Annotated in this window: 22 protein-coding genes; 7 read left to right on the top strand and 15 right to left on the bottom strand. The window is 57.7% G+C overall.

Annotation, left to right across the window (positions count from 1 at the left end; genetic code table 11):
• Nucleotides 1-151: 151 nt before the first annotated feature.
• Together HER32_RS15695 and bshA are read left to right on the top strand one after the other, a co-directional pair.
• Nucleotides 152-3,106 carry a glycoside hydrolase family 3 N-terminal domain-containing protein gene (locus HER32_RS15695; protein ID WP_149070076.1) on the top strand — a complete coding sequence of 985 codons (2,955 nt, stop codon included), beginning with the start codon at nucleotides 152-154 and terminating at the stop codon, nucleotides 3,104-3,106.
• A 186-nt stretch (nucleotides 3,107-3,292) separates the two neighbouring features.
• The gene (bshA, locus tag HER32_RS15690; protein WP_168682545.1) at nucleotides 3,293-4,432 is read left to right on the top strand and encodes an N-acetyl-alpha-D-glucosaminyl L-malate synthase BshA; all 1,140 of its coding nucleotides are present in this window, start codon (nucleotides 3,293-3,295) and stop codon (nucleotides 4,430-4,432) included.
• A gap of 84 nt (nucleotides 4,433-4,516) precedes the next feature.
• Here bshA and HER32_RS15685 read toward each other — a convergent pair whose 3' ends face one another.
• The gene (locus tag HER32_RS15685; RefSeq protein WP_149070078.1) at nucleotides 4,517-5,053 is read right to left on the bottom strand and encodes a hypothetical protein; all 537 of its coding nucleotides are present in this window, start codon (nucleotides 5,051-5,053) and stop codon (nucleotides 4,517-4,519) included.
• Nucleotides 5,054-5,222: 169 nt separating this feature from the next.
• On the opposite strand from HER32_RS15685, the gene HER32_RS15680 reads away from it, so the two are divergent.
• Complete coding sequence (locus HER32_RS15680) at nucleotides 5,223-5,570, top strand: HesB/IscA family protein (protein WP_149070079.1); 348 nt, start codon at nucleotides 5,223-5,225, stop codon at nucleotides 5,568-5,570.
• Nucleotides 5,571-5,679: 109 nt separating this feature from the next.
• On the opposite strand, the gene HER32_RS15675 is transcribed toward HER32_RS15680, so the two are convergent.
• From HER32_RS15675 to HER32_RS15610, 14 genes are all read right to left on the bottom strand, one after another.
• The gene (locus HER32_RS15675) at nucleotides 5,680-6,582 is read right to left on the bottom strand and encodes a ChaN family lipoprotein (protein WP_232066278.1); all 903 of its coding nucleotides are present in this window, start codon (nucleotides 6,580-6,582) and stop codon (nucleotides 5,680-5,682) included.
• Nucleotides 6,557-7,042, bottom strand: a complete 486-nt coding sequence (locus tag HER32_RS15670) for a hypothetical protein (protein WP_168682544.1) — start codon at nucleotides 7,040-7,042, stop codon at nucleotides 6,557-6,559. The genes HER32_RS15675 and HER32_RS15670 overlap by 26 nt, the downstream gene beginning before the upstream one ends.
• A gap of 304 nt (nucleotides 7,043-7,346) precedes the next feature.
• Nucleotides 7,347-8,681 carry an ABC transporter permease gene (locus tag HER32_RS15665; RefSeq protein ID WP_168682543.1) on the bottom strand — a complete coding sequence of 445 codons (1,335 nt, stop codon included), beginning with the start codon at nucleotides 8,679-8,681 and terminating at the stop codon, nucleotides 7,347-7,349.
• Between the two features lie 48 nt (nucleotides 8,682-8,729).
• Nucleotides 8,730-9,680, bottom strand: a complete 951-nt coding sequence (locus HER32_RS15660) for an ABC transporter ATP-binding protein (RefSeq protein ID WP_168682542.1) — start codon at nucleotides 9,678-9,680, stop codon at nucleotides 8,730-8,732.
• A 144-nt stretch (nucleotides 9,681-9,824) separates the two neighbouring features.
• Complete coding sequence (locus HER32_RS15655) at nucleotides 9,825-10,301, bottom strand: hypothetical protein (protein WP_168682541.1); 477 nt, start codon at nucleotides 10,299-10,301, stop codon at nucleotides 9,825-9,827.
• 167 nt (nucleotides 10,302-10,468) lie between these two features.
• A complete protein-coding gene (locus tag HER32_RS15650) occupies nucleotides 10,469-10,978 on the bottom strand; it encodes an RNA polymerase sigma factor (protein WP_168682540.1) in 510 nt (169 codons plus the stop codon).
• Between the two features lie 422 nt (nucleotides 10,979-11,400).
• Nucleotides 11,401-12,540, bottom strand: coding sequence for a molecular chaperone DnaJ (gene dnaJ, locus HER32_RS15645; protein WP_168682539.1), 1,140 nt, complete (start codon nucleotides 12,538-12,540; stop codon nucleotides 11,401-11,403).
• A gap of 113 nt (nucleotides 12,541-12,653) precedes the next feature.
• On the bottom strand, nucleotides 12,654-13,229 hold the full coding sequence (locus HER32_RS15640) for a nucleotide exchange factor GrpE (protein ID WP_168682538.1): 576 nt from the start codon (nucleotides 13,227-13,229) through the stop codon (nucleotides 12,654-12,656).
• 235 nt (nucleotides 13,230-13,464) lie between these two features.
• The gene (gene obgE, locus HER32_RS15635; protein WP_168682537.1) at nucleotides 13,465-14,460 is read right to left on the bottom strand and encodes a GTPase ObgE; all 996 of its coding nucleotides are present in this window, start codon (nucleotides 14,458-14,460) and stop codon (nucleotides 13,465-13,467) included.
• A 217-nt stretch (nucleotides 14,461-14,677) separates the two neighbouring features.
• Nucleotides 14,678-15,301 (bottom strand): adenylate kinase, encoded by a 624-nt coding sequence (locus HER32_RS15630; protein ID WP_168682536.1) that lies wholly within the window; start codon nucleotides 15,299-15,301, stop codon nucleotides 14,678-14,680.
• Between the two features lie 110 nt (nucleotides 15,302-15,411).
• The gene (gene hpt / locus HER32_RS15625; RefSeq protein WP_168682535.1) at nucleotides 15,412-15,951 is read right to left on the bottom strand and encodes a hypoxanthine phosphoribosyltransferase; all 540 of its coding nucleotides are present in this window, start codon (nucleotides 15,949-15,951) and stop codon (nucleotides 15,412-15,414) included.
• A 362-nt stretch (nucleotides 15,952-16,313) separates the two neighbouring features.
• Nucleotides 16,314-18,560 carry a sodium-translocating pyrophosphatase gene (locus tag HER32_RS15620; protein WP_232066277.1) on the bottom strand — a complete coding sequence of 749 codons (2,247 nt, stop codon included), beginning with the start codon at nucleotides 18,558-18,560 and terminating at the stop codon, nucleotides 16,314-16,316.
• A 130-nt stretch (nucleotides 18,561-18,690) separates the two neighbouring features.
• Nucleotides 18,691-19,884, bottom strand: coding sequence for an acyltransferase family protein (locus HER32_RS15615; protein WP_168682534.1), 1,194 nt, complete (start codon nucleotides 19,882-19,884; stop codon nucleotides 18,691-18,693).
• A gap of 29 nt (nucleotides 19,885-19,913) precedes the next feature.
• A complete protein-coding gene (locus HER32_RS15610; RefSeq protein WP_168682533.1) occupies nucleotides 19,914-20,828 on the bottom strand; it encodes a M20/M25/M40 family metallo-hydrolase in 915 nt (304 codons plus the stop codon).
• A 110-nt stretch (nucleotides 20,829-20,938) separates the two neighbouring features.
• On the opposite strand from HER32_RS15610, the gene HER32_RS15605 reads away from it, so the two are divergent.
• From HER32_RS15605 to rffA, 4 genes are read left to right on the top strand one after another with little or no spacing between them, the layout of a single operon-like run.
• Complete coding sequence (locus tag HER32_RS15605; protein WP_168682532.1) at nucleotides 20,939-22,192, top strand: tol-pal system protein YbgF; 1,254 nt, start codon at nucleotides 20,939-20,941, stop codon at nucleotides 22,190-22,192.
• A gap of 15 nt (nucleotides 22,193-22,207) precedes the next feature.
• The gene (locus tag HER32_RS15600; RefSeq protein ID WP_168682531.1) at nucleotides 22,208-23,575 is read left to right on the top strand and encodes a hypothetical protein; all 1,368 of its coding nucleotides are present in this window, start codon (nucleotides 22,208-22,210) and stop codon (nucleotides 23,573-23,575) included.
• A gap of 33 nt (nucleotides 23,576-23,608) precedes the next feature.
• Nucleotides 23,609-24,577 carry a glycosyltransferase family 2 protein gene (locus HER32_RS15595; protein ID WP_232066276.1) on the top strand — a complete coding sequence of 323 codons (969 nt, stop codon included), beginning with the start codon at nucleotides 23,609-23,611 and terminating at the stop codon, nucleotides 24,575-24,577.
• Nucleotides 24,578-24,580: 3 nt separating this feature from the next.
• Nucleotides 24,581-25,726: a dTDP-4-amino-4,6-dideoxygalactose transaminase gene (gene rffA, locus HER32_RS15590; protein WP_168682530.1), complete on the top strand. Its 1,146-nt coding sequence runs from the start codon at nucleotides 24,581-24,583 to the stop codon at nucleotides 25,724-25,726.
• Nucleotides 25,727-25,733 lie beyond the last annotated feature (7 nt).

Below are 25,733 nucleotides of genomic sequence, written 5' to 3'. Positions count from 1 at the left end.
GCCCGATTTGGGGCAGTGAGAAGCGCGTTTACCGGGAAGTTTGGCGTGGCGCCAAAGGGTAAACAGCCGCCCCGGCGGGAACTTTTCAGTGCTGGCAAAAGTAGGGGTATTTCCGCTCGCATTCAATTGTAGGCCACCATAACGGGAGTAGATGCTAAAGGATTTTCGAATTAGGCTCTTACTGGTTTTTCTCGCCTTTACGGGTCTAATCATTTCATCTTCTGCCCCTAAGGACAAGGACATTCGGCCGTCCAGCGCCGCCGAGCAGTCGTGGGTAGATAGCGTTTTCACCTCGCTCACCCCCGACCAGCGCCTCGGGCAGCTGTTTATGGTCGCGGCTTATTCCAACAAGGACCGCAAGCACGCCCAGTACCTGGAGTTCCTGATCAAGAACTACAACATTGGCGGGCTGATGTTTTTGCAAGGTGGCCCCCGCCGGCAAGCTCTGCTCACCAACCGTTACCAGAGCACCGCCCAGGTGCCGTTGCTCATTGCCATGGATGCAGAATGGGGCCTCGACATGCGCCTTGATTCCAGCATGCACTTCGCCAAGCAGATGACGCTGGGTGCCATGGACGACGACCAGTACGTGTACCAGATGGGCCGCGAAATTGCCCTCAAGCTCAAAACCCTGGGCGTGCACGTGAGTTTCTCGCCGGTGATGGACGTCAACTCCAATCCGTCGAACCCGGTTATTGGCAACCGCTCCTTCGGCGAAAGCAAGGAAGACGTAGCCAAGCTGGGCGTAGCCTACGTGCGGGGCCTGCAGGACCACGGCGTTATTGCCGTAGCCAAGCACTTCCCCGGCCACGGCGACACCGATACGGATTCGCACGTAGCCCTGCCGGTTATCAATACCGACATGGCGCGCTTGTCGAGTGTAGACCTCTACCCCTTCCAGAAATCGTTTGAAGCCGGCGTGATGGGCGTGATGGTGGCCCACTTGTACATGCCGCTGTTCGACACGCTCCGCACCCAGTCTACTACCCTTTCGCGCAACCTTGTTACAGGGCTGCTGAAGGAGAAGATGAATTATAAAGGCCTCGTGTTCACCGATGCGCTCAACATGAAGAGCGTCTCGAACCTGTATAAGGCCGGTGAGTTGGATGCTCTAGCCTTGATGGCGGGCAACGACGTGCTGCTGTTCTCGGAGGATGTGCCCATGGCCGTCCAGAAGATCAAGGAGATGGTGGCGGCCAACCGCATTTCCCAGGAGGACATCGACTACCGGGTACGCAAGATCCTGCGGGCCAAGTTCTGGGCCGGGCTTAACCGTTACCAGCCAGTAGATGTAGCGCGCCTGACTGAAAACCTGAACCGGCCCCTGAGCCGTGCTGTACAGCAGAGCATCTACGAGCACGCCATTACGGTGGTCAAAAACCAGGACGACCTGCTGCCCTTCCACCGGCTTGACACCTTACGCATGGCTTCCATTGCCATTGGTGCCCCGGTTGGCAACGTGCTGGGCCAGACCATGGGCAACTACCTGCCCTGTGCCACCTATGCCGTACCCAACCGCTACGCCCCCGACTCTACCTTCGACCGGCTGGTGAGCCGCCTGGCCCCTTATAATACGGTGGTGGTGAGCCTGCACAGCATGAACAACACGCCCACGCACAGCTACGGGCTGGGCGAAGGGGCACTGCGCTTTATTCAGCGCCTGCAGGCCAACCCCAAGCAAAAAGTGGTGGTAGTGGCCATGGGCAATGCCTACGCGCTGAAATACCTGGAAAGCGCCCGGACGCTGGTGTGCGGCTACGAAGACAACGCGGCTTCGCAGCTGGTGGTACCACAAATCCTGTTCGGAGCCCTGCCCGCTAAAGGCCAGCTGCCCGTTACAGTTTCGGAAAACCTGAAAGCTGGCACCGGCCTGCCTACGCCTGACTTCCGGCGCCTGCGCTACGGTACACCTGAGAGTGTTGGCATGGATTCGCGTATCCTGGCCCAGATCGACAACATTGCCCTCGAAACCGTGGCCTACGCGGCCTCCCCGGGTGGACAGATTCTGGTAGCCAAAGACGGCGTAGTGGTGTATGAGAAAAGCTACGGCTATACCACCTACGATAAAGCTAACCCCGTTACCAGCTCCACGCTCTACGATATTGCCTCGGTAACGAAAGTGGCGGGTACCCTGCAGGCCATCATGTACCTGAAAGACCAAGGTAAGCTGAACCTCGACGCCAAGCTCTCCGACTACCTGCCCGAGCTGAAGAACTCCAATAAGAAGGATATGGTGGTGCGCGACGTACTGCTCCACCAGGCCGGCCTCAAGCCCGGCATTCCCTTCTGGGAGCGGACGGTGACCAAAACCGGCCTCAAGCCCACCTTCTACGCCAGCACCCGCACCGACGCGTTTCCGCGCGAGGTAGTGCCCGGCACCTACAGCACCAAATCGGCCGAGGACTCCATGTGGGTGTGGACGGTACGCTCGGGGCTTTTGCCGAAAGTAAAAGGCAAGTACCCGGCTGAGTACAGCGACTTGAGCTTTATCGTACTCAAGCGACTGAGCGAGAAGCTGCTGGGCCAGCCCATTGAGAAGTTCCTGCAGGAAAACATCTACGGCCCGCTGGGGCTGGCTACGATGACTTACCACCCGCTGGATAAGTTTCCCAAGTCCTGCATTGCGCCCACCGAAAACGACACCTACTACCGCCACACGCTGGTGCAAGGCACCGTGCATGACCAAGCCGCCGCCATGATTGGCGGCGTGAGTGGGCACGCCGGCTTGTTCTCGAATGCTAATGACCTGGCTATCCTCATGCAGATGAACCTGCAGAATGGCCGCTACGGCGGACAGCGGTACTTCCAGAGCCCGGTAGTGGCCGAGTTTGCCCGCTCTACGGAAGCTGGCAACCGCCGCGGCCTGGGCTGGGACCACGGCGACCCTAGCAAGCCCGAAGGACCCACCAGCAACCTCTCCCCCGCCAGCACCTTCGGCCACACCGGCTTCACGGGCACCTGCGTGTGGATGGACCCCGAAAACAAAATCGTGTATATCTTTCTTTCCAATCGGGTGTACCCCGACGCGGGTAACAACAAGCTGCGTCAGCTCAACATCCGTACGCGCATCCACGACGTTATCTACAAGTCCTTACAGAAAACATGATCTGTTGTCCTGCGTTCTGCGCTTCTTAACTGATTTTGCCGATTGGCGGCGGACCATCTTCCCAGATGATTCGCCGCCAGTTTTTTTGTAAGGTGCAGCTTTCGGTGTTATCCGCTGTATTTCCTGTTACTCACCTCCCACCGGGCGCCTTTGCTCCACGCCCGCTCCTGCTAAAGCATCCATCTCATGAACATTGGCATTGTCTGCTACCCCACCTTCGGCGGCTCCGGCGTAGTAGCCACTGAACTAGGCAAAGCCCTGGCCCTGAAAGGTCACCGCGTGCACTTCATCACCTACAGCCAGCCCGTACGGCTCGACTTCTTCAACGAGAACCTGTTCTACCACGAGGTGTTTGTGCCGGCGTATCCGCTGTTTCAGTTCCCACCCTACGAGCTGGCGCTGGCTTCCAAAATGGTGGATATTGTGCAGAATGAGAAGCTGGATGTGCTGCACGTGCACTACGCCATTCCGCACGCCTCCGCAGCCTTTATGGCTAAGCAGATTCTGCTTACCAAAGGCATCCGGGTGCCCATCATCACCACGTTGCACGGCACCGATATTACTCTGGTAGGCAAGGATGCCAGCTACGAGCCGGTGGTTACGTTCAGCATCAACCAGTCGGATGGCGTAACGGCGGTTTCAGCGGATTTGCGCAAGGAAACCTACGAGTACTTCGCCATTGAAAAGGACATCGAGGTGATTCCCAACTTCATCAATCTTACCCGCTTCAAAAAGCAGGACAAGAGCCACTTCAAAGCCGCTATTGCCCCCGATGGGGAAAAGCTGCTGATTCATACGTCCAACTTTCGCTCGGTGAAGCGGGTGGAAGACGTGGTGCGCATCTTCGATGGCGTGCGGCAGCAGGTGCCCGCCAAGCTGCTGCTGGTGGGCGACGGCCCCGACCGACCCCGCATCGAGAAGCTATGCCGCGACCTGGGCCTCTCCAGCCACGATGTGCGCTTCCTGGGTAAGCTCGAAGCCGTGGAAGAAGTGCTGAGCGTGTCGGACCTGTTCCTGATGCCTTCCGAGAAAGAAAGCTTCGGGTTGGCTGCCCTGGAGGCCATGTCGTGCGAAGTACCCGTCATCAGCACCGATGCCGGCGGTATTCCGGAACTGAACGAGCATGGCCTGACCGGCATGGTCAGCCAGGTAGGCGACGTAGATGATATGGTAAAAAACGCCCTGTACGTGCTGGCCGACGAAAACCTGCCGCGCTTCAAAGCCGCTGCCCGGGCCCACGCCGAGCTATTTGCTACCGACAAAATCGTTCCGCTCTACGAAGCCTGCTACCAGCGCGCTATCGACTCGGTAATGGCTAATTTATAAATGTGTTAATGGGGTTGAATGTGCTGAGGTGCTAATGAAAGAACAACCATTATCACCTTAGCACATTCAACCCCATTAATATATTCAAAACAGGCTGGCGGCTTCGCGCTTTACAGCCAGCAGCGCCTGGGCCGTGGGGTCGGTTTCTTCTACCATCATGGTTTCCAGCACGCGCTTGGCCAGTTCCGTGCCCCGCGCCTGTTGTGGAGTTGGCAGGGCATGGTAAGCGCGGTTTACCATCGTCAGGATATTTTCCTTGGCTTGCTTCACGTATTCCCAGGTTTCGGGGCTCATGTACAGCTGCTGGCTCAGGTTGTGCTCGTACTCGGCCCGGATTTCCTGCTGCAACAGCCGATGGTAGTCGGCCGCCGTTTGTCCGGCGCTGCTGAGGCGAACCAACAGATTGTTGGGGGTAATGCGCTCCAGCAGCAGCGTGATGCGTTCATAGGCCTGCAAACGGAGCGGCAAGGTGGTCTTGCTGTTTTCGAGGCGAAGCTCAATCAGCCGGCGTTGCTGCTCTTTTTCCAGGTGCTGCTGTACCAGCCAGATAATGGCTCCTCCCACAATAATGGCCGGCAGAATAATTTTTAGCAGGTCGAAAACGTACGTGGAAGTATCCATAAAAGGAGAAAGAGAAGAAAAAGATGAAGACAAACGAGAGCAGAAGGCGTGCAAAGATATACGTTGAACCAGCGGGGCTAGCTGCGTGTTATAGCTCCAAACCGGAATGTGGTATGGCAGCTTCCGGCGTTGTATCTTTGCCGCCTACTTTTCTTCTACTGCACACACTATGGCAACCGCCACGAAACTTGCTCCCATCAACCTCACGCCCCGGGCGCTGGAAGAGGTGAAAAACATTCTCCGTGACAAGAACGTCCCGGCCGAATATGGCCTGCGCGTGGGCGTGCAGGGCGGCGGCTGCTCGGGCCTGAGCTACCTGCTGGGCTTCGACAAACCCAAGGAACAGGACGAGACCTTCGACCTGGACGGGGTTCGGCTGGTGATGGATAAGAAGCACGCCATGTACGTGATGGGCATGGAAGTTGACTTTCAGGACGGCCTGAATGCCCGTGGCTTTGTCTTCAACAATCCCCAGGCTAAGAGCACCTGCGGCTGCGGTTCTTCGTTCTCGGCGTAAGCACTTCTTTTAAAATTTTGTATAAGCAAAAGCCCCGGCAACTTTGGTTGTCGGGGCTTTTCTGTTACCCCTTCTCATCTTGCGCAGAGAAAAGTGAGCTGAACAATACTTAGTACGTCTTCGTCATATCGGCCGGCACTACCAGCACAAAATCGGCTTTTTGTAGATTTTCCTTATCCAGCTTCTGGAGCTGCTCCTGGGTAACGGTGCTGATGGTGCGGATGTGGAGGGCCGGCTCGGCCTGACGCAGGTACCACACAATGCCGTCGTGGTTATCCGAGTGGTAGCTGCCATTGATATGCAGTAGCAGCTGGCCGGGTTGGCGACTCTGACGGATAAAGTAGGCCATGGTCGCATCCTTCAGGGCCTGAGCCTGGATGATATTCTGCACCCCGGCTGCGTGGGCGGCATCACCGCCAAACATCTTAGCCATGTTGGCGTAGCCGGGCAGCGTGAAGTCAACGGTGATGGGCAGTGGGGCCAGCCAGGCTTTTTCTTCGGCCGGCAGGCTTTCCAGGGCCACAAGGCCGCCTTTGGCTACCTGCGAGGCGTAGCGGCGCGGCACGTTGGTGCCCACTACCGCAAACTTTTGCTGGCGGGCCAGTTGGAGCAGCGGTTTGTAGTCGGTGGCGTAGTTGGGCCAGGGGCGGCTTTGCTCTTCGAAGGCCTGGTCGGGTAGCTCGCCGGTGTTGTACTGCTGCACCAGGGGCTGCACGTCGCGCTCAAACATTTCCAGCCCCAGCACCAACTGCCCGGTTTTGCGCTGGGCCAGCTCCCTGGTTACCTGTAGCTCCAGCCAGTGCGCCATGGGGTCGTTGTGCTGCTCCCCGAACAGCACCACTTCGGCACTGGCCAGGTCTTTCAGCATCGTGCCGAAGCTTACGGGCTTGCCTTTGGCCGTGAACAGGCGGTAAGCGGGCCGGTCCTGGGCCTGCATACTAGGCACCGCCAGCAGACAAAGGGCCAACGCCCAAATGATGCGGCGCTTAATCATCCCAGTCACTGTCGCCATCGGAGGTTGGCCCCACGCTGATGGTCCAGTAGGGTGTGCAGGTAACCTGCGCCCCAGACGTGCTGCTCAGCGTTTCGGTATCGTACACCACCCCGTTTACCAGCATATCGAGCTTCAGGTAGCTGCCTGGGCGGGGGTGCGTGGTGGCGTCGCAGGTAGCTTTACGGAGCACAATGGTGGCCAGCACATCGTCGTACACGCCGAACTCGCCCAACTGGTACGTGGTATCGGCGGAAATGGCGTAGGTATGGTGGCCGCTGGGCCCTGCCTCGGGCTTGGTAAGGGTATTGCGGGTAGAAACATAGTCCATTTCCGCTCCCAGCCCGGTCAGGTTCTCCCCTTTCACGCGCAACGCCACCGAAAAGCGGGTGGCATCTTTCAGCTCTTCGAGTTTATCCTGGCAGGCGGCCAGCGGCAGCAGGGCCAGCCACAAGCCCAATCGGGGTATATTTTTGAACATAGCAGTTTATTCTAAGGCAGGAGCAAGATACGCGTTCCGGCCCAGCCTTTCCGGGCTATGGGCTGTACAAGCAGTAGAAGGTTTCGACAATACTTGTACCCACTCGTTTTGCCGTTGTACATGGTTTGTCCGGAAAGCGAAAAGGTATGTACAAGCAGAGGCGAGATAGGGTACCGCTGTTTTGGATCTTCCCAAAGCAGCGGTACAAGCAACCTGCTACGAACAAGACAACCGGGTATCAGCAAAAAGCCCCACAGCGGCGAGCTGTGGGGCTTGTAAGAGCGTCAGATCAGGCTACTACCCTTTACCCTTTGTAGAACAGCCACTTCGACAGCTCCCCGTAGCTTACTTTCTTGCCGTACATAAGGATGCCCACGCGGTAAATGCGGCCCGCCAGCCAGGTAGTGAACACGAAGCCGCCAATGAGCAGAGCAATGGATAAGCCCAACTGCCACATGGGCACTCCCCCGAATGGTAGCCGCATGACCATGGCAATAGGTGAAGTAAAGGGGATGATAGACATCCAGACCGCCACGGTGCCATTGGGGTTGGTGGTGAGGATGGCCTGCGATACCACGAAGGTGAGTATCAGCGGCATGGTGACCGGCAGCATAAATTGCTGCGTGTCAGTTTCACTGTCCACGGCCGAGCCAATAGCCCCAAACAGCGAACCGTAGAACAGGTAGCCGCCGAGGAAGTAAAACAGGAAGCACGCCACAATAAGCGGCACATTCAGGTCCGAATTGCGGAAGGCCGTCATCATTTTCACCGCCACGTTGTCCTGCTTAGCCGCTTTGTCCTTCACCGTATCAGGGCGCACGATGGCCGTGGCCCGGTCCGCCCGGTCCTGCACCACTTTTTCGGGGCTGAGCGAGCCCGCCATAGCCGTGCTGATGCCTACCGAAAGCAGCACCCACAGGGCCAATTGGGTAAAACCCACGGCCGCAATTCCCAGCACTTTGCCCATCATTAGCTCAAAGGGCTTCACGGAGGAAATTACTACTTCCACAATACGGTTGGTTTTTTCCTCCATTACCCCGCGCATAATCTGTACCCCATACATGAAAATGAACATGTAGATGAGAAAACCGCAGAGATACGCTACCGCGGTGCTCACGCCGGAGCTGGAGCTTTTCTCGCCGGTGTCGCTCAGCGTCACCGTTTCCAGATCCACATTGGCCTTGAGCTTATCCAGGGTTGCCCGGTCGATACCAGACTGAGCCAGCCGCCGGTTTTCAATCTGCTGGTTAATGGCGCGGTTGATATCGTTTTCGAGCGACACGCTCAGCCCCTTACGGGAGAAAACCTGAAAGCCGGTGGGATTCGTGAGGTCGAGCTTTGGGATGTACACCAACGCGTCGAACTTCCCGGCTTTGAAGTCACTCTTGGCCTGCGCCAGGTCGGGGGTACTACGCACGAAGCGGATGTCGTCCTTGGCATCCGGGAGCTTATCGGCAAACAGGTTGCCGGCATCGGCTACGGCTACCACCTTATCGTCGCCCGACATTTTGGCGATAAGCACCGGCACGGCGATGAACGCCACCGTGAGCAGTGGCCCAATGAGGGACATGATGATAAAGCTCTTTTTGCGTACGCGGGTGAGGTATTCGCGCTGCACGATAAGCCAGATTTTAGACATAGCTCGGGAGTTGAGGTCGGTTGAGAGAGGAAAGACGTGTGGGCAAGGTTACGCGGGCATCGAGTCGGTTTCGGGCACGTAGTCGGGGTGGGTTTCGCGCACGCGCCGGATAAAGATTTCGTTGATGCTCGGAATCTGCTCCCGGAAGGCCTGCACTTCCACCTGCCCGGCCCCGATGAGGTAGCGCAGCAGATCGTTGGGCGTGCCGTGCACAATGCGGATGCGGGCGTAGAAGTGGCCGTTTTCGCGCTCCTTCTGCTCCAGCACCTCAAAATCGGGGTGTATGAGCAGGAGCTTGCCGGTGCCTTCTACCTGGTAGGTCTGGCTGCGGTAGGCGTTGCGCACGTCGCGCACGCGGCCGTCCAGCACTTTCTGGGAGCGGTTAATGAGGGCAATATGGTCGCACATTTCCTCCACCGACTCCATGCGGTGGGTGGAGAAAATAATGCTGGTGCCCTGGTCGCGCATGGCCAGGATTTCGTCCTTCAGCAGGTTCGCATTGATGGGGTCGAAGCCCGAGAATGGCTCATCAAGGATGAGCAAAGCCGGGTCGTGGAGCACGGTGGCCACAAACTGCACCTTCTGCTGCATGCCCTTGCTGAGGTCCTCCACGTTTTTATCAGCCCAGGTCTTGATGTCGAACCGATCCAGCCACCGCTTGATCTTGGTTGTCGCATCGGCTTTCGACAAGCCCTTGAGCTGGGCCAGGTACAGCAGCTGCTCGCCTACTTTCATCTTCTTGTAGAGGCCGCGCTCCTCAGGCAGATAGCCAATCTGCCCGATGTGCGAGGGATTCAGCGGCTCTCCGCGAAAAAGCACCTGGCCGCCATCGGGGCCGGTAATCTGGGTGATGATGCGGATCAGGGAGGTTTTGCCAGCTCCGTTGGGACCCAGCAGCCCGAAGATGGAGCCCTCGGGCACTTCTAGGCTCACGCCATCAAGGGCCGTGTGGTTGGCGTACTGCTTACGAACGTCTTGGACTTGTAGAATGGGTTTCATAGCTCAGAAAGGCCAAAAGGAAGAGAGTTGCTTGTGTAATATTACAGGATTCAAATGCAGGTTGCGCAGAAATTCCAACCAAACGGGCCGCTACCGGGGTTGAACGGGCATAAAATACCCCCGAACCGCGCCGCCCCCCATTCGTTAGCGCACGTCCTCCAGTTCCCGGAGGGCAGCTTCCAGCTGGTCGAGGTGGCGGCCATAGCGGCGCTGGTGCTCCCGCTTTCCCACGACAAAAGCAGCGTAGATGACACCCACCACAGCCAGTGCCACGCCTACCGCTACGAGCAGATGCCAGTTCCCGTCAGGTTGAGGGGCATTTAGATAAGCCCGCAAGTCCTTAAAACGCACTACAACTACCGTGATAACCAGGATGACCAGCGACACTACCCCTACATAGTCGTGCAGGCGCATAAGCTGGCGAAACTGGACGATGCGGCTGTTCAGCACATCAAACACGTTGGCCTGTTGCTGCTCCATTTCCCGGATTATCTGCAGACGCCGGTAAACAATCAGGCCAACCACTACCAGCATGAGCAATACGCCTGCTGCAAACCGCTGCAGACTCACGGAGTGGCGGGCAAAAACCAGGACATTCAAGACATTCAGCCCGAAGGCCATGATTACCCAACTTAGCTCTTTGGAAGCATTTTTTTTCAGGCGTAGCAAAGGGTTCAACGAGTTGGATGCGGTGCGTATGGTCCGGAGTGTCTGTTCGGTGGCGGGTACCTCAGTAGCGGGTACCGTAGCTGACAGCTTCCACCTTTGGCGAAAATCATCGAGTTCCATCAGGCAACGAGGGGAAGAAGTTGGCGAAGCTTATCCTGCACGCGGTGCATTTTCACGCGTACATTATTCTGGGTGATGCCGAGGATGTCGGCCATTTCCTCGTAAGTGCGCTCTTCGAGGTAGAGCAACACGAAGGCCTTTTCTACCTGGGAAAGCCGCTCAATAGCGCGGTAAAGCTGGGCCAGATCGTCGGCGTCGGGGCCATCGGGCGTGGGGGTGGGTAGGTCGGGCAGAGTGGCGGCGCCAAAGTAGGCGGGGTCGGGCATACGGGTGCGGCGGCGCAGATCCGATATGGCCACGTTCAGGGCCACGCGGTAAAGCCAGGTACTGACTTTGATGTCGGCGCGGGCTGCATAGCGTGGCCAGGCCCGCCACAACTGCAATACTATCTCCTGGTAAAGATCCTGACGGTCGTCGGCATCGGGGCAGTACAGGCGCGCCGCCCGCCGCAGCAGCGGCTGGTACTCATTAAGCAGCCTAAGGAACTCCGGCATCGGGGCAGCAGACATGCGGTAGGTAAGTTTGCTGCATATATCGGCGCTTTGGCGGCGGCATTACAGGCGACCGGAAAAATATTTTCCGGCTACCACCGGCCTTGTTCCAACCGTGTACCTTATTGCGGAGACAATTCAGAATAGGGTGCAGACGTGTACCTTATTCTGAAAGTAGTACGGAATAGGGTACAAGCCCATTTGTCTCCGTAAAGCAGTTGGGTAACAGGTTCCGAACAGCAACCGGCACGGCCCCATAAACTATGACTGGTTAGGAACACAACGAAGCGGTAGAGATGCTTCGACTTCGCTCAGCATGACGTTCCTATAACTTAAAACACCCGACCCACGCGCGCGAAAAAGCCCGCCCTTCCCTATCAGGAAAGGCGGGCCAAACAATCGTCTACAAAATCCGCTAAAATCCGCGCTAATCCGTGGTCTTATTGGAAATACTCCTTCACACGCTCGAAAAAGCCCTTTTCGTTTTTGCCCGGATTAGGCGTGAAGTTGCGGGCGTCGCGCAGCTTCTCAAGTAGCTCCCGCTCTTCGCTGGTCACGTTCTTGGGCGTCCACACGCTGAGGTGAATGAGCTGGTCGCCGCGACCGTAGCCGTTCAGGTCCTTGATGCCCTTGCCGCGCAAGCGCAGGATTTTACCCGGCTGGGTGCCCGGCTCCACCTTGATCTTCACCTTGCCTTCAATGGTGGGCACCTCCAGGTTAGCCCCCAAAGCCGCATCCACGAAGCTGATGTACTGCTCGAACATGATGTTGTTGCCGTCGCGCTTGAGCGTCTCGTGCGGCTCCTCCTCAATCTGAATAAGCAGGTCGCCGGGCACGCCGCCGCGCTCCGGGAAGTTGCCTTTGCCGTTCATGCTCAGCTGCATGCCCTCGGCTACGCCCGCCGGAATGTTGATGGGAATAACTTCCTCGTTGAGCTGGCGGCCGTCGCCGTGGCACACGTCGCACTTGCTAGTTACTACTTTGCCTTCGCCGTCGCAGGTGGGGCAGGTAGAGGCACTCACCATCTGGCCCAGCATGGTTTGCACCACGCGCTTTACCTGGCCCTGGCCCTGGCAGGTCTGGCAGGTTTTGAGGTCGGTGCCGTTTTTGGCACCGGTGCCGGAGCAGGTGTTGCAGGCCACGTAGCGCTTCACCTTGATCTTTTTCTCCACGCCGTTGGCTACCTCCTCCAAGTCGAGCTTGAGCTTGATGCGCAGGTTGGAGCCCTTGCGCACGCGCCGGCCACCCTGGCCGCGGCCCCCGCCCCCGAAGAAGCCCTCGAAGCCGCCGCCTCCGAAAATGTCGCCGAACTGGGAGAAAATATCCTCCATGTTGGGGCCAGCTCCGCCGCCGCCCATGCCCTGGTGGCCGTACCGGTCGTAGCGGGCGCGCTTCTGCTCGTCGCTCAGCACTTCGTACGCCTCAGCCGCCTCCTTGAACTTGTCTTCGGCGGTGGGGTCGTCGGGGTTTTTATCGGGGTGATACTTGATGGCCACCTTGCGGTAGGCCTTCTTAATCTCGTCGCCCGAAGCGTTTTTGGCTACGCCCAGTATTTCGTAAAAATCTCGCTTCGTTGCCATGTTCTTATACTTCGGCTGTCATGCAGAGCGTAGCGAAGCATCTCGCGTGCTGTTTTAATACTACTACACTAGCGAGATGCTTCGCTACGCTCTGCATGACAATTCTATTTGTCTTACTGGCCCAGTACCACCTTGGCGTGACGGATTACCCGGTCGCCGAGGGAGTAGCCTTTCTCCACTTCATCCACGATTTTGCCTTTCAGGTCTTCCGAGGGAGCCGGAATCTGAGTAATGGCCTCGTGCAGTTCGGGGTCAAAATCACCACCCTTGGCTTCCATGGTCACCAGGCCTTTCTGGCTCAGGGTTTTCTGGAGCTTGTTGTAGATGATGTCCACGCTTTCGCGCACGGCGTTGGCGTCGTCGGTGTCTTTGGTGTGGTGGCGGGCGCGGTCGAAGTCGTCCAGAACGGGCAGCAGGGCCACCATCAGCTCCTGATTGGCGGTTTTGAACAGGTCGGCGCGCTCCTTGGTGGTGCGGCGCTTGTAGTTCTCAAACTCGGCGGCCAGGCGCAGGTATTTATCTTTCAGGTCAGCCAGCTCGGCATCGGTTTTGGAGCCGGAGGCATGGGGGGCTCCCTCCGAAGCCGCCGCTTCGCCGGGGCCGGTGGTTTCCTCGGTCATTTCGCCAGCTACGTGGTCGGCGTTGCCGGTCAGGTTGTCGTCTTGCGGCAGGTTTTGTTCGTCAGCCATTTTCGAAAAATATCGTCGGAAGGGGTTTTTCACGGGATTCGCCGTTGGGCACCCTGCGGGCGCAAGGAGTTTGCCAAAGGGGTTAGGGCTGCCAGTTTGGCACAAGTGTAGATTGCATAAGCAGAACGTCATTCTGAGCGCAGCCGAGGAATCTTGCTAGCGTGGTAATTACTATTACAACCTCAACCCGCAAGATTCCTCGGCTGCGCTCGGAATGACGACCTATTTCTACTTCTTACTTGGCATGCAGCGTCTGCCAGATCAAGTCTTTTAGCTGTTGGATGTTTTTGTTCGTGAGGCTGGAAATGAAGATGGTGGGAAGGTCGGTGGGCAGCGTGGCCCGGATTTCGGCTTCCAGCTCCTCGTCCAGCATATCCGATTTGGTAATGGCCAGCAGGCGCTGCTTGTCCAACAGTTCAGGGTTGAACTGCTGCAGTTCGCTCAGCAGCACTTGGTATTCCGCGTTGATATCGGGCGAGTCGCAGCTGATCATGAACAGCAGGATGGAGTTGCGCTCGATGTGGCGCAGGAAGCGGTGGCCCAGCCCGCGTCCTTCGGCCGCGCCCTCAATGATACCGGGAATATCGGCCATCACGAAGGACTTATAGTCGCGGTAAGCCACCACGCCCAGGTTGGGCGTGAGGGTAGTGAAGGCGTAGTCGGCAATCTTAGGCTTGGCGGCCGATACCACCGAGAGCAGGGTGCTTTTGCCGGCGTTGGGGAAGCCCACAAGGCCCACGTCGGCCAGCAGCTTGAGTTCCAGAATCACCCACTCGTCAATGCCCGGCTCACCGGGCTGGGCGTAGCTCGGCGCCTGGTTGGTAGCCGACTTGAAGTGGTCGTTGCCGAGGCCGCCGCGGCCGCCGGGCGTGAGGATGAGGCGCTGCCCGTCTTCGGTAATTTCGAGCTTCTTCTCCCCAGTTTCGGCGTCGCGGGCTACGGTACCCAAGGGTACCTGAATAATGATATCGTCGCCCTGGGCACCGGTGCGCAGGTTTTCGCCGCCGTTTTCGCCGGGCTTGGCAATCAGGTGCTTCTGGTACTGCAGGTGCAGCAGCGTCCAGAGCTGGGAGCTGCCTTCCAGAATGATGTGGCCGCCCCGGCCCCCGTCGCCACCGTCGGGGCCACCGTTGGGCAGGCCCTTGGCCCGGAAAAAGTGGTGCGAACCCGCCCCGCCTTTGCCCGAGCGGCAGTTGATTTTGACGTAGTCGATAAAGTTGTTGGAAGCCACTCTTGAGAAGTTAGGAGCTAGAGGCTAGAATTCAGAAGCAAATGAGCTCCTTAAATTCAGCCACTAACATGAGTTGTCTGAAAAACAGCTGTCATCCTGAGCGAAGCGAAGGACCTCACACCAAATGAACGTTGGACGCCGAAACGCCTCGTTCAGTCGTGGTAAGGTCCTTCGCTTCGCTCAGGATGACAGTTTTATGCGAACTAGAGTCGCAAAGTTACGCTTTTACTTCGTCGGTTGCCTGACGGCTGCTTTCAGAAGGGGCGGGCTGCTGCCGGTCGATGATGCCGCAGATCTGTCCGAAGATGTCGTCGATGGCGCCGATGCCGTTGAGGGCGTGAAATTTCTGCTGCTGGGCATAGTAGCCTGCTACCTGGGCGGTTTCGGTGTTGTATACCGTCACGCGCTTGCGGATCTTTTCCTCATTCTGGTCGTCGGGGCGGCCGGAGGTTTTGCCGCGCTCCAGCAGGCGCGTTACCAGCTCTTCCTCGGCTACTTCCAGGGCCACCATGCACGATACTTTGGTGTCGTGCTGGGAAAGCAGAGCATCGAGGCTTGCGGCCTGGGGCACCGTGCGTGGGAAGCCGTCGAAAATAAAGCCGGCGGCCTGCTTGTTGTCGTTCAGGGCCGAGTTAATCATGCCGATAACCACTTCGTCGGGCACGAGCAGTCCTTCGTCCATGAGCTTTTTGGCCCGCAGGCCCAGCTCCGTACCCTGCGCAATCTGGGCACGCAGCAGGTCGCCGGTGGAAAGGTGCACCAGGTTGTAGCGGGCAATCAGTTTTTGGCTTTGCGTTCCTTTGCCGGCGCCGGGAGGGCCGAAGAGCACGATATTCAGCATATAGCGAGTGGTTTCGCGGAAAAGTAAATGAGGGCGGAGAGGAAAGATACTACTTCGCAGGCAAAAGCCGTTGTGGGCAGTTCAATAGAATATTGTCAAAAGTCAACTACCTAGATTACCGTGTACACGTCGGGGTAGTTGCGGCCCAGTCCATCGTAGTCGAGGCCGTAGCCCACGATGAAGTCATTGGGAATTTCCTGGCCGATGTAGCGCAGCTCTAGCTCATGCTGCAAGCACTCGGGCTTCAGAAACAGCGTGGCCACTTCCATCGAGGCCGGCTTATGCTCGCCCAGCGTATCCAGGAGCATGCGCATGGTGTGGCCGGTATCCACAATGTCTTCCAGCAGCACCACGTGGCGGTCGGTGAGCTTTTCGTACAAGCCCATTACTTCCTGCACTTTGCCCGTGCTGCCGGTGCCCTGGTAGGAAGCCACCCGAATGAAGGTGATTTCGCAGGGAATGTGCAGTTGCTTCATCAGATCGGCCGCAAACATGAACGAGCCGTTCAGCACGGCTACAAACAACGGCTGCTTGCCGGCATAGTCGTGGTTGAGGCGGGCGGCCAGTGCCGTGACGGTAGCCTGGAGTTGCGCCGCCGACAAGTAGGGAGCAAATTGTTTGTCGTGCAGCGAGATGTTGGGTGGCGTCATTCGGCGCGGGGGATTGGTAGCGAGGCGAAAGCGAGGCCAAAGGTAGCTTATCTGGGGGAATGTGCTTCGTTAATGTGCTCATGTGAATGAATGTGCTGATGTCCTCCGCTGCGCTAATGTGAAAAATTTGGTTGAGTGTGCTGATGGGGAGCTTGTGTCTTGGCGAGCGGCGCGAAGCCATCCGTCCTGGGCAACGCTAGCATCCTTCTTCCAACAGAAAGCCCCTGACGTTTGAACATCAGGGGCTTTTCACCTTTTCAGGGCTGCGTGCGTTGTTCAGGACGGATTGACGCCGCTTGATGCGCGGAATGTCCTTCGTCCTCGCAATGACACGCGTCATTAGCACATCAGCACATCAAGCTCTACCGGCCTTCCGTCACCAGCGTCAGGATAAAACGGGCGGCATCGGGGGCCAAATCGGCGTAGCGCACTTTGGGGCGCAGGCTTTCCACCGTTTTTTCGATGGGCTGAGGCATGGCCACGCCGCGGGCCGGAGGGGCATCCGGAGCCGCAATGTGCGGGGCAATTACCAGCGACACAATGCTCATAAGCTTGATGAGGATGTTCATGCTGGGGCCCGAAGTATCCTTGAACGGGTCACCCACGGTGTCGCCGGTTACGGAGGCTTTGTGCGCATCGGAGCCTTTGTACTGCATCACGCCGTCAATCAGCACCCCTTTCTCAAACGACTTTTTGGCATTGTCCCAGGCGCCGCCGGCGTTGCTCTGGAACATGGCCATCAGCACGCCCGATACCGTTACGCCGGCCAGGGTGCCGCCCAGTACTTCGGGCCCAAAGGTGAAGCCTACAATGATGGGGACGATGAGGGCAATGGCGCCCGGCAGCATCATCTCGCGGATGGCGGCCTGGGTGGAAATAGCCACGCATTTTTCGTACTCGGGGCGGCCAGTGCCTTCCATAATACCCGGAATCTCGCGGAACTGCCGGCGCACTTCCTGCACCATGGCCATGGCCGCCCGGCCTACCGCCGAAATAGCCAGCGCCGAGAAGATAAAGGGAATCATAGCCCCAACAAACAAACCGCCTAATACGCGGGCGTTGCTGATGTCAATGGACGTGATGTTGGCCGTGCCCATAAAGGCGGCAAACAAAGCCAGGGACGTAAGGGCCGCCGAGGCAATGGCAAAGCCCTTACCCGTAGCCGCGGTAGTGTTGCCCACCGCATCCAGAATATCGGTCCGCTCGCGCACTTCCTTGGGCAACTCGCTCATCTCGGCAATGCCGCCGGCGTTGTCGGCAATAGGCCCGAAAGCGTCGATGGCCAGTTGCATGGCGGTAGTGGCCATCATGCCGGCGGCGGCAATGGCCACCCCATAGAGGCCAGCGAATTCATAGCTCAGGATAATGCCCGCAGCCAGCACAATGATGGGCAGCACGGTAGACTCCATACCAATGGCCAAGCCGCCGATAACGGTGGTGGCGTGACCGGTGCTGCTTTGGCGCACAATGCTCAGCACGGGCCGCTTGCCCATGGCCGTATAGTACTCCGTGATAATACTCATGAGTGTACCTACTACGAGCCCGACAGCTACGGCATAGAAAATATCCATAGCTGTGAAGGTGATGCCGCGAATCAGCAAAGAGCCGGAGGGAATCATCCACTTGATGAGAGCATAGGAAGCCACGGCCGAAACAACCACTGATACATAGTTGCCAAAGTTGAGAGCCGCCTGCACGTTACCACCTTCTTTCACGCGCACCAGTAGAATGCCGATGAGAGAAGCAATGATGCCCATGCCGGCAATGGCCATGGGCAGGAGAATGGGAGACAATCCATCAAATTGGTCGCCGGTGGCTACTACCTCGCGGCCCAGCACCATGGTAGCTAGAATGGTCGCCACGTAGGAGCCAAACAGGTCGGCGCCCATGCCGGCTACATCGCCCACGTTGTCGCCTACGTTGTCGGCAATGGTAGCGGGGTTGCGCGGGTCGTCTTCTGGAATTCCAGCTTCCACTTTGCCCACCAGGTCAGCGCCCACATCGGCCGCTTTGGTGTAGATGCCCCCCCCTACGCGGGCAAACAGGGCAATGCTTTCGGCGCCCAGGGAAAAGCCCGTTAGCACTTCCAGGGCCCGCTCCATCTCAATACCATTGGCACTGCCCCCGTGATTGAGCACGAACATCTGATAAAAGATGATGAACAGCGTGCCCAAGCCCAACACCGCCAGGCCGGCCACGCCCATTCCCATCACGGAGCCGCCGGAGAAGGATACCTTCAGGGCCTGCGACAAGCTGGTACGAGCGGCCTGGGCCGTGCGTACGTTGGCTTTCGTGGCAATCTTCATCCCGATATAGCCCGCCAGCGCCGAGAATACGGCGCCGATGATAAAGGCCACCACAATGACCGGGCTTGACTTCTCCCCGGTGCTTCCGAGGTAGAAAAGAAACGCACTGGCAATGAGCCCAAATAGTGCCAGCACGCGGTACTCAGCGCGCAGGAAGGCAATGGCTCCGTCGGCTATGTAGCCGGCAATGGTGCGCATTCGTTCGTCGCCGGCATCCTGACGGGAAACCCAGCCAGAACGAAACCACGTGTACAGTAGAGCCAGCAAACCCAGCCCAGGTACTACGTAAAGAAATGGGGTCATAGAAAGATGGTGAAGAGGGTTATGGTGGGAACAGGAAGCTAAAACGCGTAAAGGGCTGTAAAATAGAGGTTATTCCCTAAACGCCAAGTTTCTGCCGCCGCCTGATTTTTGCCACGCCCTCTTTCCAGCCCTATACTTTCCGGAAATAATTCACGGACACGCGCTCCGTCAGCCAGTACAACGCGTAGCAGACCAGCGCCACTACCGGCACGATGAGCAGGTAATACCGCTGATACCAAAACAGTTGACCCGTGGCGCTTACCAACATGCCGTAGCACAACAGCAGTAGCGGGAAATGGTAGAGGTACAGGGAGAAGCTGTAAACACCCAGCCGGTGCAGCACTCTAACCAGTAGATTTTTAGCGGAGACGTGTCCGGCCAGCAGTGCCAGCACGGCCACTACGGCCAGCACGGCGGAAACCAGCGCCGCCGCAATCTTGAATTTCACGAGGGCCAGCCCAATCAAGACCAGCAACATGCCGGCCAACCCTAGCCAGACCAGCCAGCGGGGCAGGCGGCGCACTTGCTCTACCACGGCCGTTTGTACCACTACATCGTAGAGGGCCACGCCCATGGCAAAAAACAGGTTGTACTGGAGCATGGAAGTGGACAGCCCACCGTACCCGAAACGCTCCAGCAGCACGCCAACCCCGTAGCTGATAACCGACAGCACGTAGTAGATGCGCGGGGTGCGCAAAACAAAGGGCACCAACAGGTAAAACAGGGCTTCGGGCAGCAAGGACCAGTACACTGTGTTGTGCCCCAGGTACTGCTCGCCCAGCTTTAGAAAGGCTAAAGAGCGCAGGGCCCCCACCAAGTTAAACTGGCGCAGTTCCTGCCAGGCGGTAGTCAGCGTCTGGTTTAGTTCACGGCCGGCTTCGGGCTGCAGTACCTGGGGTACTTGGGTAGCCAGCACCGTAAGTGCCAGCGCGGCCAGTACCAACGAAACCACAAAGGGCGGATAGATGCGCACTACCCGGTTCAGGTAGAAGTCTTTGGGGCCGCGGTATTTGCGCTGCTGGGCGTAATGAATAAAGAAGCCTGACAGCACGAAAAAGAAAATGACCATCTCGTACCCGGCCGAGCTCAGCATATCCACGGCAAAGGCGGCGTATTCTTTAATGCCCCACCCCGACCGCGGAAAGGCTTGCAGGTATTGTTGCCCGCCCGACCACAAAATGAACTTGGCGTGGAATATCACAACGTAAAAGGCGCAGAACCCCCGCAAGGCGTGCAGAATATCCAGTTCTTGATACGATAGGCTACGCCGGGAAGCAGTGGTAGCAGGTGCCGTCATGTAGGAGAGGGTGAAGTGAGCGTGCAAAAGTAGATAATAAGGCTTCAGCTACGGGCCTATAGTTTCTGCATCAGCACTTGGTAGAGTTGCTGCATGCTGTCTATATCGGCTTTGTGCACGATTTCGTTGGGGGTATGCACCTCGCCTTCTGGGGCGCCTACAAAGCACCAGTCCCAGGGCTGGGCGCCGTGCTGCAGCTCTTTGGCATCGGAGCCGCCGCTGCCTTCTACCTCCAGCTGATGCGCAATACCAGCCTCCTGGGCCAACTGCCGAATCCGGTTCACGTAGGCCCGGCGCGGGATTAGCGAGTCGCGTAGCGAAATGACTACGCCCTGGCCGGCCTGCACACCTTCTGTTACCCAGGTTATATCCGAAATCAGGGCCTGACGTACGCCGTAGTTCTCGTAGATGTACTTCGCCAAGTAGGCCACGCTCCCGCCCCCGTGCTCTTCCCAACAGGAAAAAGCAACAATTCCGTCTTCCAGCGTTTCGCAGAGCTTCAGGGCATTCCACACGCCCAGCCGGTTGTCCAGGTAGCAGCTTTGCACCGTGGTTTCAGTTTCCCGAAAGTCGCAGAAGTAGGTAAGCTCCGTGCCGCGCTCTATCTCGCGGTGGAAATCATAGCCCAGGGCCTTGGTTTCCTCGTCAACTGTGAGGATGCAGTCGATGGCCCCCTGGGCGTCCTCCCCTACCAGGCGGTAACCGGCTTTGGCATCGGGGCCGCCAATGCGCACCAGCTGCCGCCCGTACCGGACGGTAAAGCCAATGGAGTCGAGGTGGGCAAACACCGCTGTGCGTGGGGTACCAAACACCAGTAAAATGCAATCCTGAAACTCATCTCCCACCAATAGGGTTGGTTGTACGCGCCAGGCTGCTTTCTCCGCTGTGATGTACCTTTGTAAAAATTGGGACAGTGCGGCTTCGTTACCGGCCGGTGCCGGCAGCCGGCACAACGTGTGGAGTAGTTGCATGTCATCGTCTTAGCCGTCCAAATCTAGCATAATTGTCCTACTTTCGTTTCTTAGGCTCGGGGCGTTCTACTAGCCTTTTCCTAGCCGGAACAACGTATTTTCCCTCCTCTATGACCTTCCTTTCGCGTCTTGTTCTGGTGCTTCTCCTGTGCAGCGGCTCAGCCCTGGCTCAGGCCCAGGAGCCCGACACGGCGCGCAAAGCCGACCCCATCCGCAACATTCAGCTGCAGAATGTGGATGTAGCTCCCGGCGCCGTGGACACGAAAGGGTGGCTTTTGCTGGACAAAGACATCCAGATTGAGCTGGGCGGGGCGGTGGAAAACCTCTACAACTTCAAGTTCGACAAGGCCGAGCGGCAGTTTCGCTCCCTGCGCCGCCGCTACCCCAACCACCCCATGCCCTACTTTCTGCTGGGCCTGAGCACGTGGTGGAAGATTGTGCCCACCAATGTGCAAACGAAGCAGTACGACAAGCTCTTCTTTGCTTACATGGATACGGCCATCGTAAAAGGTGAAAAGCTCTACGACCAGGACAACAAAAACTACGAAGCCTGCTTTTTTCTTTCGGCGGCCTACGGCTTCGACGCCCGCCTGAATGCCGAGCGCAAAAACTGGCGCAAGGCCACCGTCAGCAGCAAACGTTCCCTCGATTATCTGGAGAAGAGCAAGGAAGCCAACGGCCTCAGTCCGGAGTTTCTCTTCGGGCAGGCGCTGTTCAACTACTACGCCGTCTGGATTTCGCAGGAGTACCCGCTGCTGCGGCCAGTGCTGCTGTTCTTCCCCAAGGGAAACCGCCAGTTGGGCCTGCAGCAGCTGCGCAACGTAGCCGACAACGGGTTCTACACCGGGGCGGAGGCCAAAACCTTCCTGATGCGGATTCTGACCAATGAGGAGGACAACTCAGCGGCGGCCCTGCCCGTAGCCCGCTATCTAGCCAGCACCTACCCCGATAATGCCTACTTCCAACGATTTTACGCGCTGCTATGCTTCCACGAGGGCGAGTTCATGGAGCTGGAAAGAGTAAGCAAGGAAATCCTGGATAAGCTCAACCGCGGCATGCCCGGCTACGAAGGCATCAGTGGCCGCTACGCCACATACTTCATGGGCTGGCTGATGCAAACCAAGTATAAGGACATGCAGAAAGCGCAGGATTACTTCCAGCGCTGCATTGTGTTTGCCGAAACCACCGGCGACACCGAAGGCGGCTTCTACATCTATGCCAATGTGAACCTGGCCCGCATGGCTAGCAAAGCCACTGACACGGCCACGGCCATTCGCTACTACAAGACAGTAGCCGAAAAGGCCAGCCATAAGACCGAGCAATACCGCGAAGCCGTGGCGTACCTGAAAAAACATAAGAAATAATCTAACCCGTCTCTTATGTATTACCGCGACATATTTCTGGTCCCGCTGTACCTGCTTATTTTCTACGCCATTGCTTTTGCAGTCCGGCCTCATTATACTAATGCCTATACCAAAAAGTACTTTATCCCGGCGCTAACGGTAAAATTTGCCGGGGCCCTGGCACTGGGTCTCATTTACCGTTTTTATTACGGCGGCGGCGACACCTTTAATTACTACAACCACGCCTCTGTCATGTACGAGGCCTTTACCAACTCCTTTTCGGCCGGTCTGAAGCTGCTATTCTCCCACGGGGAATATGACCCGGAAACTTCGGCCTATGCCGCCCGCCTGTATTGGTATAAAGGCGCCGAGGCGGAGTTCTTCCTCGTAAAAATTGCCAGCGTCGCCAGCCTGTTTGCCTTCAATACCTATGCTGTGATGGCGCTTATGTTTGCCGTATTCAGCTTTTCGGGAGCCTGGGCTATGTACATGGCGTTTATGCACATCAGTCCGCTGCTGTATAAACGCCTGGCGTATGCCTGCCTGTTTATTCCCTCGGTTTTCTTCTGGGGCTCGGGACTGATGAAGGACACCATCTGTATTGGGGCGCTGGGGTGGCTGTTTTACGCCTTTTATACCGGCACCATCCAAAAGCGTCATATTCTGCGCTCCGTGATTATTGGCTTTCTGGCTGCTTACCTTGTTTACAGCCTCAAAGTATACATCCTCCTATCTTTTCTGCCGCCGGCGCTTATTTGGATATTCGTCGAGAACAGCAACCGAATTCGCAACAAAACCCTGCGCGTTCTGCTCAGACCATTGTTCCTGGCCTTCGGCGCTGGGGCTGCTTACATCGGAGCCACCAACCTAACGGCGGGTGACAGTGAATACGACGTTTCGAAAATTGGGGAGCGTACCAAAATAACCCAGGAATACCTGTTTCGCCGAACGAAAGAAAAAGGCTCCGCCTACAACATTGGTACGTTTGACGGCAGCATGAGCAGCATTGTGCAGGTAGCTCCGCAGGCTGTGGCCGTTAGCTTGTTCCGCCCATTTCTGTGGGAAGCGAAGAGCCCCATTATGCTCTTATCTGCGCTGGAAGCCAGTGTTTTCCTGTATATGACCCTCACGCTCTTCTGGCGTACAGGACTGGTACGCAGCTTTAAGCTTATTGCCGCCACCCCAATTCTTACTTTCTGCTTTATTTTCGCCATTGTACTGGCCGTGGGGGTGGGCACCAACAGTGGCAACTTTGGCACGCTCGTCCGGTACAAAATTCCGTTGATGCCGTTTTACATGGCCGCCCTGTATATCATGACAGAAAAAGCCACGAGCCTGCGTAAAAACAAGACAAAACCCGTTGTGCGGCGGCCCAAGCCTATTTTTGCTGCTCACTCCGCTTAGCGGTTTCTGTCTGCCTTGGCCTCTGATTCGTCTGTGCTTCTTCCTACGTCACCGCCCGTTACGCCTGCTTTTCCCGGCCCTGGCTCCTTGCTGTCGGTGGTCAGCCCGGTATACCAGGCCGAAGCAGTGCTGGATGCCCTAGTTACCCGACTAACAGAGGCGCTGCAGTTCTGGCCCGGCTCCTATGAGGTCATCCTGGTAGATGACGGCAGTTCGGACGGAAGCTGGCCGCTTATTGAGCAGCACGCCGCGCGCGACGCCCGCGTGCGGGGTCTGCGTCTCAGCCGCAACTTCGGGCAGCACCACGCCATCACGGCTGGCCTCGACCTGAGCCAGGGCGAATGGATAGTAGTAATGGACTGTGACCTACAAGACCAGCCCGAGGAGATTGAGCGGCTCTACGCCAAAGCCCTGGAAGGCTACGACGTGGTGCTTGCCTGCCGGCAGGATAGGCAGGACTCCTGGCTTACCCGCAGCTTGTCCCGCGCCTTTTACGCTACCCTCTCTTACCTCACGGGCACCCGGCAGGATTATCAGGTAGCCAATTTTGGTATCTACCACCGGCGCGTGGTAGATGTAGTAGGGCAGCTGCGCGAAAGTATCCGGTATTTCCCCACCATGGTGCGCTGGGCTGGCTTTCGGCAGGCGCTGCTACCCGTGGCTCACGCCCGTAGCTACCGCCCCGCATCAACTAGCTACACGCTGGCCCGCCGCGTAAGACTGGCCACCGATGTTATGCTTGCCTACTCGGATAAGCCCCTGCGGCTGACGGCCTATTTTGGGTTGCTGCTGGCGGGCGGGGCTTTCGTGCTGGGGCTGGTCACGCTGGTGCGCTGGCTGCTGGGCTACATTACCGTTCCGGGCTACGCCAGCCTGTTCATTTCCATCAGCTTTTTCTCAGGCCTAATTCTGCTCGGGCTGGGCGTGGTAGGCTTATACGTCGGCAAAACCTTCGAAGGCGTGCGCAATCGGCCGCTATACGTGGTAGCCCAGACTACCTAACCCATGCATCCGACCGAGTTCCGCATTCCCTTCAACAAGCCGGCCCTGGTGGGCCCCGAGTTGGAGTATATCAGACAGGCTATTGAGGCGGGCCAGCTGGCTGGGAACGGACTTTTTACCAAGCGCTGTCACGCATTCTTCGAGTCGGACTACGCAATACATCGGGCGTTATTGACCCACAGCGGCACGGCGGCGCTGGAAATGGCGGCCCTGCTGCTCAACCTGCAGCCCGGCGACGAGGTGATAGTGCCCTCCTTCACCTTCACTTCCACTGCTAATGCTTTCGTGCTGCGCGGGGCCAGCATCGTTTTCGCCGACAGCTCCCCTACCCATCCTAATATAGACGTTAGCCGCTTAGCACACCTCATCACCCCCCGCACGCGCGCTATCGTCCCCGTCCATTACGCGGGCGTGGCCTGCGACATGGCGGCGCTTACTTCGCTGGCGCAGGCTCATTCGTTGGCCATTGTGGAGGATGCCGCGCAGGCCGTGGAAAGCTACTACCACCAGCAACGCCTAGGCACTTTCGGCTGCCTGGCCGCCTTTTCCTTCCACGAAACCAAAAACCTGATTGCGGGGGAAGGTGGGATGCTGGCCATTAATGCACCCGAGCTGGCCCAGCGGGCCGAGATTATCTGGGAAAAAGGCACTAACCGCTCGGCCTTCTACCGCGGTGAAACTGCCCGCTATCAGTGGGTCGACGTGGGGTCCTCCTTTCTGCCTTCGGAAATGACGGCCGCTTACCTGTGGGCCCAGCTCCAGCAGCGGCAGGTGCTGCAGCAGCGGCGCCTGGCCCAGTGGCAGCAGTACGCCGAGGCGCTGGCACCCCTGCAGGCTTTGGGCGTTGAGCTGCCGATAATTCCCGATTACGCGCAGCAGCACAACGGCCACATCTTCTACCTGATCTGCCGTTCAGCTGCCGAGCAGCAAGCCCTGTTAGCGCATCTGCGGCAGCAGGGAATTCTGGCGGTGTTTCACTACCAAACCCTGCACGACAGTCCTTTTTACCGGGAGCAGCACGATGGCCGCCCGTTGCCGCACGCCCACCGCTACGCCACGCAGCTGGTGCGGCTGCCCCTGTACTTTGATTTGAGTGAGGCGGAACAGGCCTTTGTCATTGATGCGGTACTAGCCTTTTACCGAAGCTAGTCACTTA

This window comes from Hymenobacter sp. BT18 (genome assembly GCF_012273015.1).
GTDB lineage: Bacteria > Bacteroidota > Bacteroidia > Cytophagales > Hymenobacteraceae > Hymenobacter > Hymenobacter lutimineralis.
This window is presented reverse-complemented; position numbering and strand designations above follow the sequence as displayed.

Coding starts and splice junctions, on each gene's coding strand:
- HER32_RS15695 (WP_149070076.1), top strand. CDS start 152: ATGCTAAAGGATTTTCGAATTAGGCTCTTACTGGTTTTTCTCGCCTTT.
- bshA (WP_168682545.1), top strand. CDS start 3,293: ATGAACATTGGCATTGTCTGCTACCCCACCTTCGGCGGCTCCGGCGTA.
- HER32_RS15685 (WP_149070078.1), bottom strand. CDS start 5,053: ATGGATACTTCCACGTACGTTTTCGACCTGCTAAAAATTATTCTGCCG.
- HER32_RS15680 (WP_149070079.1), top strand. CDS start 5,223: ATGGCAACCGCCACGAAACTTGCTCCCATCAACCTCACGCCCCGGGCG.
- HER32_RS15675 (WP_232066278.1), bottom strand. CDS start 6,582: ATGGCGACAGTGACTGGGATGATTAAGCGCCGCATCATTTGGGCGTTG.
- HER32_RS15670 (WP_168682544.1), bottom strand. CDS start 7,042: ATGTTCAAAAATATACCCCGATTGGGCTTGTGGCTGGCCCTGCTGCCG.
- HER32_RS15665 (WP_168682543.1), bottom strand. CDS start 8,681: ATGTCTAAAATCTGGCTTATCGTGCAGCGCGAATACCTCACCCGCGTA.
- HER32_RS15660 (WP_168682542.1), bottom strand. CDS start 9,680: ATGAAACCCATTCTACAAGTCCAAGACGTTCGTAAGCAGTACGCCAAC.
- HER32_RS15655 (WP_168682541.1), bottom strand. CDS start 10,301: ATGGCCTTCGGGCTGAATGTCTTGAATGTCCTGGTTTTTGCCCGCCAC.
- HER32_RS15650 (WP_168682540.1), bottom strand. CDS start 10,978: ATGTCTGCTGCCCCGATGCCGGAGTTCCTTAGGCTGCTTAATGAGTAC.
- dnaJ (WP_168682539.1), bottom strand. CDS start 12,540: ATGGCAACGAAGCGAGATTTTTACGAAATACTGGGCGTAGCCAAAAAC.
- HER32_RS15640 (WP_168682538.1), bottom strand. CDS start 13,229: ATGGCTGACGAACAAAACCTGCCGCAAGACGACAACCTGACCGGCAAC.
- HER32_RS15630 (WP_168682536.1), bottom strand. CDS start 15,301: ATGCTGAATATCGTGCTCTTCGGCCCTCCCGGCGCCGGCAAAGGAACG.
- hpt (WP_168682535.1), bottom strand. CDS start 15,951: ATGACGCCACCCAACATCTCGCTGCACGACAAACAATTTGCTCCCTAC.
- HER32_RS15620 (WP_232066277.1), bottom strand. CDS start 18,560: ATGACCCCATTTCTTTACGTAGTACCTGGGCTGGGTTTGCTGGCTCTA.
- HER32_RS15610 (WP_168682533.1), bottom strand. CDS start 20,828: ATGCAACTACTCCACACGTTGTGCCGGCTGCCGGCACCGGCCGGTAAC.
- HER32_RS15605 (WP_168682532.1), top strand. CDS start 20,939: ATGACCTTCCTTTCGCGTCTTGTTCTGGTGCTTCTCCTGTGCAGCGGC.
- HER32_RS15600 (WP_168682531.1), top strand. CDS start 22,208: ATGTATTACCGCGACATATTTCTGGTCCCGCTGTACCTGCTTATTTTC.
- rffA (WP_168682530.1), top strand. CDS start 24,581: ATGCATCCGACCGAGTTCCGCATTCCCTTCAACAAGCCGGCCCTGGTG.